The organism is Burkholderia sp. SIMBA_051 (assembly GCF_046534915.1).
GTDB classification, from domain to species: domain Bacteria; phylum Pseudomonadota; class Gammaproteobacteria; order Burkholderiales; family Burkholderiaceae; genus Burkholderia; species Burkholderia ambifaria.
On record NZ_JAWRXS010000195.1, the window covers coordinates 1 to 278 of the forward strand.

Consider the following 278-nt stretch of genomic DNA (forward strand, 5'->3'; position numbering starts at 1 on the left):
GGCCAGATACGACGGCGTGAGAAACACCACCGACACGCGCTCGCGGCGCAGCGTGTCGACGAGGCGCGCGGTCGACCAGCGCGACGGCTCCGCGATCACGAGCGCCGCGCCCGCGCACAGCGGCACGATCCAGCGTTCGTGCGCGATGTCGAAATTGATCGACGCGAAGTGCAATTCGCGCTCGGCGGCGTGCATGCCGTCGCGTTCGGCGATCGCCGCGCAGTGCATCGACAGCGCGTCGTGCGCGACGGCCACGCCCTTGGGACGCCCCGTCGAGC

1 protein-coding gene is annotated in these 278 nt (G+C 71.2%); it reads right to left on the reverse strand.

Going from position 1 to position 278, the window contains the following annotated elements:
- Positions 1-278: AMP-binding protein (locus SB771_RS34145; RefSeq protein ID WP_410721936.1), on the reverse strand; the 278-nt coding region annotated here is incomplete at both ends.